This window comes from Cupriavidus sp. UYPR2.512 (assembly GCF_000379565.1).
Classification (GTDB): domain Bacteria; phylum Pseudomonadota; class Gammaproteobacteria; order Burkholderiales; family Burkholderiaceae; genus Cupriavidus.
In genome coordinates this window covers 1-8,360 of record NZ_KB902885.1, presented here as the reverse complement: position 1 = coordinate 8,360, position 8,360 = coordinate 1, and the positions used below count along the sequence as shown (strand labels likewise).

The following is an 8,360-nucleotide window of genomic DNA, read 5'->3' as shown; positions in this document are numbered from 1 at the left end:
AGATCGCCTCGGTCAAGCACGTCAATAACCATGGTTGCCCCGGGGTGGCACAGATGACCAACATACTATCGGTAGAGGGCTTGGGAGACAACCGGATAAGCATGGCATTTCGCTCCCTGCTCGGCATCGCTGGTGACGTCACCGCGCCGACCTATGCCGAGCTCTATGCCAAAAAATCGCTACCCACTACATCTAGTAGGTTTGGGAGCTAACCGGATAAGCATGGAAGATAGATCGAATGCCACCAGCTTCAAGTTGATCAAGATCAAAAACAGAAACCCACGCTCCATCGATGACACTTGCTCCAGCTTACCGCAGGGCGTCTGATGGGGTATCCACGATGCGTTCACCGCTGCACTCCCATTCGAGGTCAGACAGCGCCGTGGTCGATCTACGAAACGTGGTGCAGACCCGTTCCCCGAGCAGAAGTTTAGGCGTCGATAGACACGTCGAACTCCGAACCATGAGGGCAAACGCACCGTATAAGCAAAAGAATAAGCAGTGCACGGTTATACGCTTGATACAGCGGTCAATGGATATTGACAAATTGCATTAACCCTTATGGAGTAAAACGTAGCAGCATTGTCCACAAAGCTACATTTGCAACAATGATTGATACATCGTGCGTCGGCGCCTCGAAAAAAATAGCGAGTGACCATGACGAACTGCCTGGCATAACCCTTGCTGATCCCTTGATTGCCATCCAAGCGGGGAGCGCCAGGTGCCCAGGTCTCTTTACTAATGAGCGACTTATGGTAATAGCTAGCCTCGCGAACTGTTGCCAGCAATAGAGCGTGGGGAGTCCTAAACAAGCGGTCTGAAGGGCGACTGATGGGTTACCCCAACTGGCACAACTCATGCACATTGGCAACGGTATCTAAATGAATACTGACATTGGTCAACCCCAGTAGCAATGAAACCGCGAACGACAGCATATCCGCATCGTGGTGCAACGCTGCCCCCACGGATCACCACCGAGGATAGTGGCACACAGATTTTCTGTAATGCGATGCAAGGTTGAACGCATGGCCGAATGGAGTCCGGCACGCTGGCCGCGAATGTACGGCGGCGACCCTTTTCTTGCATCTTGGGAAATGCGGTCGGAGCGGAATTCTTGCTCTCCACGCCGTCTTCGCGTAATTCGAGCATAGCCTTCCAGAAGGCTATTATGACGGAAAGGAGAACTCGAATGCTTCACCCCGAGTACCAGAAAGAATGGCACAGGGCGAAATTTGGACTGCGAAAGAGGCTCACCTTGCGGGCGCACTCATTCGGACAACGTACTTGCCGACTTGCATCTGCCATATTTTTGCGAGCCCGACACCCGACGCCCTCCAATGCTTGGCGTAACGAGTTCTGTTTAATAGCGACTTTATACACGGTGCAATTGCTAATTTTTTCCGTTATTTGGATAATCGAATGAATTGAAGCATAATGTTTTGACTCAAAGCGAATATCATTCTTCAACCAAATTAACGTTATACAATGAAAAAAATCGTCACAACCATCGTGGCACTGATTTTCCGTAGCTCATCCCACGCCACGGAGCCACCCAACGAATTTAATCTCTTATCGCGACTTATTGGGACTTGGGAGGGCGACAAGGGAATGGATATTGCGCCAGCCCAAAAGAAAACAGGCCTACCAACCGGAGCGGCTGCGTCTAACCCATACTTCGAAAAAATCGTCATTAGTGATGGGCCGAGCGTCACCAATGCGAGCGACCAGAACTTGGTGTCTGTAAGCTACCACCAGCAGGTATTTAGAAAATCAGATAGCCAAATGTTTCATGATCAAGTTGGATATTTTATTTTGAACAGGAAGAATAATACCATCATTGATTCTTTTTGCATCCCCCGAGGAGTTTGCGCAACGGCGGAAGGAAGGCTAAAGGACAATAATTCCTTTAGTGCTTATACGCGCCCCTTTGCTGAGAATTCCTTTATGAGGAAGAACGGCAAAACGCATGAGTTTTACATTGATATGAATTTGAACCCCGATGGAACCTTGACATATTCACAAAGAACCATCCTGACAATCTATGGAAAAAAGTTCGTTCACGTCGATACCGGTACCCTGCGCAGGAAGGCCGGAATGTAGATTGTATTGTGTACTGCGCCAAGCGTTGGAGTTGTCAACTCCTGCTATCATTTGGGGTCTGCCGAAAAGCGCTAGGGAAGCGAGTTCGGCTCATCGCAAATCTTCACCCTGGCCAGCCCCTAATGGACGGGAACACCATCTTTTTCAGACAAGACTGACCCCGGCTCTTGTCACGGTTTCCAACGGGCCACGGTGCTTCAAGTAACGCCCGTCCCGAAATCGGGCTGTAGTAGTTATACGTCGTTTCCTGAATACAGAAATTTGCGCTGCTGGTCCACCGACTCCGCTCACGCGTCGTGTCAGTTTCATACACTTATTCGAAGCAATCCATGATCCTACGAATCTCCAAGACACTAATGGTCTTTGCCATCGCCCTCTTTGCCTCTTTGGTCGCGTTTGACAATATCACTGACTACTCCACGAATTTTGACTTTGTTCGTCATGTGCTGCTAATGGACACGACGTTCCCAGGTAACGGAATCATGTATCGAGCTATCACCTCGCCCCCTCTGCATCATGTTGCCTATGTGGGCATTATCACACTAGAGACCGCAACCGCTGCGCTGTGCTGGGTCGGCGGCAATCGCTTGTGGTGCGCACGCCGTGGCTCCCACATGACCTTTCAGCGCGCGAAAGGCTTTGCCATCGCCGGACTTACGCTGGGTTTTTTGACATGGCAGGTCGCATTCATGTCGGTGGGAGGGGAATGGTTCGGCATGTGGATGTCGAAACAGTGGAATGGGATGCCAGATGCGTTCCGATTCTTTATCACGATCCTTTCGGTGCTGATCTTCCTAAGCCATCGCGATGATGCTTTGGAAATCCTCGACAGACCGGACGACCTATAGTCAAAACCTTATCGACCAAGGGCCCCCGTCTTGTAGACGCTCGCACAGCATAATCTGGGGATACCTTAGGCGCGCACGGGAAAAAGTAGACTCAGAGGGGTAGAAGGGAACAGGCGGCCGGGCGGGCATGCAGGGACTTCGCCGACAGGCTCGGAATACCGTTGGTCGTTCAGTTGTGGCGACATGCCTGGGAGGCTTGCTCGTCGACGATTGTAGGCAGCGGCAGGTCCCTTGCGGCTACCGCGACGCGCAGGAGGCAGCCTCCTCAGTCCCAGCTCATGGGTCTCTCGTGCAGTCAGCGCTGCGATCCCGGCGAAGCATTCGTTATTGCGCGAGGACGTGCCAGACGATCATTGCCAGCTGACGTGCGGTGGCAACAGCCGCGATCCGCTGACCGCGACGATAGGAGCCGGAATTACTCTGCGGTGACGGCGAAGTTCTTAGACACGAAGCTAAGGCCGCCGACCGACGAGGTTATTTCAAAGCCGTACTCGACCTTACCGATGACCACGTCACCAAAATAGTTCAGCGATTTCAAGTAATTCATAATCTCCAGCACATCGATCGTGGTGTTGTCGGTCTTCGTTGTGCGCAGGAAAGAATAGACAGCGTTATTGCCATTGCTACCGACATAGACATTCCATGTGCTACCGGACAACGGGACGTTGCTATAGAGCGGAATCGCGCAACCGCCAGAGGTCCAGTTGTGGGAGATCGGCTTGACATTACCGCACCCATTCGAGGTGCCGGTGTAGTTCAGCCAGACCATGATCTCGTGCCGTTCTGTGCCGGCCCAGACATCCAATGTTGATTCCCAGGCACCAATGGAAGGCGTTGTAGCTGAGACAGAGGCGGTGAGCTTGCTCAGCGAGCTGATAGGTTTGTTGACAGAGTATTCGACGTGCGGATAGGACTTGATGCCGCTCGTGTCGGGCTGGTCCGAAGTGACACCCCAGTCGAGGTTTGTGTTGGCCCAGAAGGTCTGCCAACCAATTGCGACTGGAGGATTTCCGCAAGGCCCCCAAGCGTCATTGTTGAAAGTATACCTGCCGTAGGTCCAATTAGCGAAAAGAGTGCGCTCATGGCAGGACGAGGTTGAAGGCGAAGCTGCAGACCACGTTGCAGCCTGTGCGATGGTGGATCCAAGCATCAGGGCCGCGGCGATGGCGTAGCCAAACAAGATTTGGAATTTAGTCATGTCCTTTTTAACTCCTGTCGGTGGGAAGTCGGGCGGGATCAGTAGGGATTCTAGTTAAGCAACCGTCATTCTCCACGACTTTGCTTGTACCATCCAAGGTCATAGCCTTGTATACAAATGGGCCCCGTACACCACACGAGAATTGCTTTGCCGCCATCAGGGCGGTCCGGAGCTCCCGCATTGGTTCGACTGGATTGCCGGAATTGAAGGATGCGTAGAGCGCCCCCATTGCCACGTCCTGTCCGCATCCAACTGCTTCATAGTCTAGGCGTGTTTCGCCGACCTGATAGTCGCTTTCGATTCGAAAAATTCTACCTTCATAGCCTACGAGGAATGTTCCACCGCTCTCCACATCGTCCGCCTTTTTCGCATAACCGCCCGACTTGAGACATCCGCGCACTGCGTTGATGAACGTAGTCGTCATGAACGTCTCAGTGGAAACACGCGGGTCACGCTCCGGAGGAACGAATGCATGGCCAAGAAGCTGCCCCATCCGGAATGAAGTGGTGAAACCGAACAGGAAAGGGCCCACCTGATTGATCTTCGGATCGTTGCGGACTCGTATAGCATATCCATTGCCATTACTCGCAGCTGAATCAGCACCATGTACATCATGCCGAACTGCTTGATTGCTACAACGCAAGTCATGCTTTACCCTTGGCATTTTCGGCGAACTTTGCCGTTGAGGGCCCTTGGTATGCAAGTCTTGGGCCAATTGTTGCGATTACGCATGGCTCTTGCTACTACTCCCTTCATACGCCTCCATTTTGAATGGGCCGCCCTGCTTCTATGCGCTATCGAAACGCGCGTCGCCTTGATTCTTGGCCAGGATGAATCGCTCGAAGGCAAAGCTACGAGACAGTGAGGAATGTAATATTTGTCGTAATTACGACAAATTTGTTCCTCGGTTTGTCGAGGTTCGCCCCTGGATGCTTTGATGCCTGTGTCCGGCCCCATGCTTACCATGTCATACCAAGACTTGCTGAGTTCGAATTATCTGGCCCGGCGACCTTACCGCCTTTATGCCTTATCCCACACTGGGCTTGGGATCGTCGTGTACCTAGACGGGTCATCAATGATTGCCTTATTGATTTGTGGACCACAACTCAAATTCCGCCTTCGCCAACCATTGGCTGATGTAGGACCCCATTGCTTTCAGAAGGACGTCAGAGCACATACCGGCGGCACCGGCTAAGGCGGGGCAAAGCACCAGCCGCGTGCCTTTGTCGTCGTAGATATGGAGTATGCGAGCCTGGTCGGCCGGCTTCAGGGTGTGCTCTTTGTATGGGAGCCCGCGCATACCGAAGGCATGCACATAATCGTCCTCATGACGCTCACCCAGACATACCACCACCTTAGGCCGCTCACGGCGACGTAACGCCTCGATGAAACGAAAACGCCCCCCCTCACGGCAAAGAGTCATGTACGCTATTCTCGAAGCAAGTTCAGGTTGCATGCCATAGCGTCGCCTCCAACTCTGGCCGTAGCCTGTACGGATCGGCAGCGGAAATAGGCTAAGCATGAATTCCCGCCCCAGCGGTCGATACAGGTGCTCAGTAAGATATCTTTTCCAGTCGCCACTATCTTCTTGGCCAAACAACACCATTTCACGCGCAGCTGACATAATATGAGCGATTCGCTGGTGAGTCTGCCACCGGAGGATCTCCTTTGCATGCCTTGCACGAAATGGGGAGTCCCAAGCTGGACATTCAAGCTGCGGCATCAGTGGGGCGACCAGCGATAGGCTGCTCCTGGTCGGCGAGTAGTCGCAAAACCAGACCGCAGCGGACGGGTTCCCCCCTTCCATGCCAACGAAAGACGCAAAATAGGTGTCTAATTGCTCGCGGGTAAAAGCTTTCGTCATCATTCTTGATTCAACTCGGTGTTCTGTCAGCACCTACTATTTGCTTTCATAGCAAAAATCTCTCGCTATAGCACGCAATAATCAAGCCAGATCATTAATTTTCGTTGCTTGGCGTCGTTTCACCCAAACTCACTGTATATCAGGCCATTTCCAGGCTGCTGTACGGCGCCCTACGGCAACCAGATAAGCGTCAAACCGAGACCGTCTTGACGATCAGAACTTGATCTCTGAGAGCCGCTGATTCGCGAGCACGAGGTCGAAGGCAGCGGGATCGAAGGTGCCGCCACACCACTCGTGGAAGTGGTCGTGTTCCTCCTGAGTCGGATCGCCGATCGCTTCGAGGAAGTTGGCATATCCCGGCACTCCACCGACGTCTTCCGGCGGACACGCATTCCGCCCGTTCAGGCACAGCGGCCGGCGCATGTCTGGATCAGGCACCAGAGCCTTCTCGACCTTGATCCGATGCTGCCAGTTGTCACCGTAGTCGTAGATGTAGGTGAATGACTTCAGCCCGCCCAGCGCCTTCGCCAGCGTGACTTGTGCTTCATTGAGCATTGGCGGATCGCTCTGGAATCCGAAGTCATCCGGTTCACCATAGTTGGTTTCGTCGAAGACGAATTCGTGCAGGTGCGCGCCCTCCCAGCCCATGGCCAGCAGCAGCACGACATGCAGTTTGCCTAGACGGATTGAGCCGGGGACGATGATTCGTCGCCAGATTGCCGGCTTGATGTACTGCAGTTCAACGCGCAACACGTAATCGGGCACTGGCGCTCTGACCGGGCGCAGGGAGGGCTTGCGAGCTTGGGCCATCGAATTATTACGCGGCTTGCTGCTCGACGTTTTCGGCTGGCATCAGGCGCCACGGCAGCAACTCGTCGATGCGGTTGATGGGATGATCGGCGATGCGCTCAAACACCGTGCGCAGGTACGCAAACGGCTCGATGTCGTTCAGGCGCGCCGTACCGATCAGGCTGTAGATCACCGCCGCGCTTTCGCCACCGCCGTCGGAGCCTGCGAACAGATAGCGCCTGCCGAGGACCAGCGGGCCTGATCGCGCGCTCCGCCGTGTTGTCCACCTCATGCAGGCACAGGCGCGCCGTGCGTGTCTTGCCACGCCCTGGCTCCAGCACAGGCGCGAGCGTGTCGTCGGTATGGATCTTGTCTGCGTCGCGCACATAACGACCGAGTGCATCGGACAGCGGCTGCAGCAGCGCCGCTGCTTCACGCACCCACGAAGCCAGTGTGCCCGATCCAGTTCGATGCACGCGCGGCGATAGATGCCTGCCTGCCGGTATAGCGGCGTATGGTCAGCGTACTTCGCGACGACGACCTGCGCGAGCAGTCCGGCTCCCGCCATTGCGCGCGCTGTCGGGCGCGAAGGTGCTGGCTTCTGCACCACTGCAGCACAGCGCGGGCAGCTCAGCTTCGGACGCACGTGACGCAGTACCTTGAAGTAACCGGGCACATAGTCGAGCACCTCCGAGACGTCTTCGCCCTGCGCACCCATCTGTTGCCCGCACTCCGTGCATCCACAGTCCGTCGGTGCATGAACAACCGTTTCACGGGGAAGATGGGCGGGGAAGTGCCATGGCTTGCGGCACAGCGGAAAAATGTTCGTTGTGGCCGACGTACCGGCAGTCGCGTCGGCATCAGGCGCCTTCGCCGTTGCCGCCATGGCCGATTCAGGAACGGGAAGCTCACCGAGCGCCAGCTGCAACTGGCCCATCAGTTCGGTCATACGCTCCGATGAACGGCCATACTGCCATCGCCTCAGTCGCGAGATCTCCGCCAGCAACTGCGCAATGGTCTCGTCGCCCGAGGCAACGATGCGTTTGAGGGCGGCGATGTCATCGGGCAGATGGCTGGCTGGCATGCGTGCCGGTGTAAATGAAGCCCGCGAGCTTGTGGGCTGTTATGCCGCGTGCGTCAGCTGCCACGTCCGCTTTGGATGCCGCCAGTCAATCCCCTTGAGCAGCATCGACAGTTGGGCGGCAGACAGATGGACTGTTCCCGAGTCCGCCTGCGGCCACACGAAGCGTCCGCGCTCAAGTCGTTTTGCGTACAGGTTCATGCCGTCGCCGCTCCACCATAAAATCAGGCTCGTCGGCGGAATCTGTGGGTGAAAGCGGATGTGCGGCTAGCCGAGTGAAGCCCGATTCAGGTACTGATAGAGCTTGCGACAGGTTGCGACAGGTTGCATCAAAGGAATTTTGTGCGGACTCGGAGATAACTGGCCAGATGAGAGGGCCGCCGTCTTCCTCGATGAGCTTGTCCAGGAGGGTTGCCACAGGGAGGGTAAGGAGATCGGGATCTTCATGGCGTCGTCGGATCATTTCGCCACCGAGCATCC

The 8,360-nt window shown here is 54.9% G+C and carries 8 protein-coding genes and 3 pseudogenes; 3 read left to right on the top strand and 8 right to left on the bottom strand.

Translation table 11 applies throughout. The annotated features are described in order from the left end of the window. The 3 genes and pseudogenes from A3A5_RS44510 to A3A5_RS0108065 form a co-directional block, all read left to right on the top strand. Positions 1-212, top strand: a pseudogene (locus tag A3A5_RS44510) (hypothetical protein); the annotation flags it as partial. 1,273 nt (positions 213-1,485) lie between these two features. Further along, positions 1,486-2,100: a heme-binding beta-barrel domain-containing protein gene (locus A3A5_RS40960; RefSeq protein ID WP_081623830.1), complete on the top strand. Its 615-nt coding sequence runs from the start codon at positions 1,486-1,488 to the stop codon at positions 2,098-2,100. A gap of 329 nt (positions 2,101-2,429) precedes the next feature. After that, positions 2,430-2,948, top strand: coding sequence for a DUF2165 family protein (locus tag A3A5_RS0108065; RefSeq protein WP_018310095.1), 519 nt, complete (start codon positions 2,430-2,432; stop codon positions 2,946-2,948). A gap of 415 nt (positions 2,949-3,363) precedes the next feature. Here the strand turns inward: A3A5_RS0108065 and A3A5_RS0108060 are convergent, their stop codons facing one another. From A3A5_RS0108060 to A3A5_RS44505, 8 genes and pseudogenes are all read right to left on the bottom strand, one after another. Further along, positions 3,364-4,146, bottom strand: coding sequence for a glycosyl hydrolase (locus tag A3A5_RS0108060; RefSeq protein WP_018310094.1), 783 nt, complete (start codon positions 4,144-4,146; stop codon positions 3,364-3,366). A 7-nt stretch (positions 4,147-4,153) separates the two neighbouring features. Then, entirely contained in the window at positions 4,154-4,570 is a 417-nt protein-coding gene (locus A3A5_RS44005; protein ID WP_198293113.1) for a hypothetical protein, read from the bottom strand. 660 nt (positions 4,571-5,230) lie between these two features. Then, positions 5,231-6,013: a hypothetical protein gene (locus tag A3A5_RS0108050; protein WP_018310092.1), complete on the bottom strand. Its 783-nt coding sequence runs from the start codon at positions 6,011-6,013 to the stop codon at positions 5,231-5,233. A gap of 210 nt (positions 6,014-6,223) precedes the next feature. Further along, the gene (locus A3A5_RS0108045; protein WP_026200566.1) at positions 6,224-6,820 is read right to left on the bottom strand and encodes a plasmid pRiA4b ORF-3 family protein; all 597 of its coding nucleotides are present in this window, start codon (positions 6,818-6,820) and stop codon (positions 6,224-6,226) included. Between the two features lie 7 nt (positions 6,821-6,827). Then, on the bottom strand, positions 6,828-6,992 hold the full coding sequence (locus A3A5_RS45590; protein ID WP_018310090.1) for a transposase: 165 nt from the start codon (positions 6,990-6,992) through the stop codon (positions 6,828-6,830). Further along, a pseudogene (locus tag A3A5_RS37930) lies at positions 6,919-7,883 on the bottom strand (transposase). Before A3A5_RS37930 ends, A3A5_RS45590 begins: the two are co-directional and overlap by 74 nt. A 39-nt stretch (positions 7,884-7,922) precedes the next feature. Further along, entirely contained in the window at positions 7,923-8,081 is a 159-nt protein-coding gene (tnpB, locus tag A3A5_RS37925) for a transposase (RefSeq protein ID WP_018310089.1), read from the bottom strand. After that, positions 8,056-8,360, bottom strand: a pseudogene (locus A3A5_RS44505) (hypothetical protein); the annotation flags it as partial. The pseudogene A3A5_RS44505 and the gene tnpB, both read right to left, overlap by 26 nt.

Excerpts from the sequence above, each read along its gene's own strand:
- A3A5_RS40960 (WP_081623830.1), top strand. The coding sequence starts at position 1,486 with ATGAAAAAAATCGTCACAACCATCGTGGCACTGATTTTCCGTAGCTCA.
- A3A5_RS0108065 (WP_018310095.1), top strand. The coding sequence starts at position 2,430 with ATGATCCTACGAATCTCCAAGACACTAATGGTCTTTGCCATCGCCCTC.
- A3A5_RS0108060 (WP_018310094.1), bottom strand. The coding sequence starts at position 4,146 with ATGACTAAATTCCAAATCTTGTTTGGCTACGCCATCGCCGCGGCCCTG.
- A3A5_RS44005 (WP_198293113.1), bottom strand. The coding sequence starts at position 4,570 with ATGACGACTACGTTCATCAACGCAGTGCGCGGATGTCTCAAGTCGGGC.
- A3A5_RS0108050 (WP_018310092.1), bottom strand. The coding sequence starts at position 6,013 with ATGATGACGAAAGCTTTTACCCGCGAGCAATTAGACACCTATTTTGCG.
- A3A5_RS0108045 (WP_026200566.1), bottom strand. The coding sequence starts at position 6,820 with ATGGCCCAAGCTCGCAAGCCCTCCCTGCGCCCGGTCAGAGCGCCAGTG.
- tnpB (WP_018310089.1), bottom strand. The coding sequence starts at position 8,081 with ATGAACCTGTACGCAAAACGACTTGAGCGCGGACGCTTCGTGTGGCCG.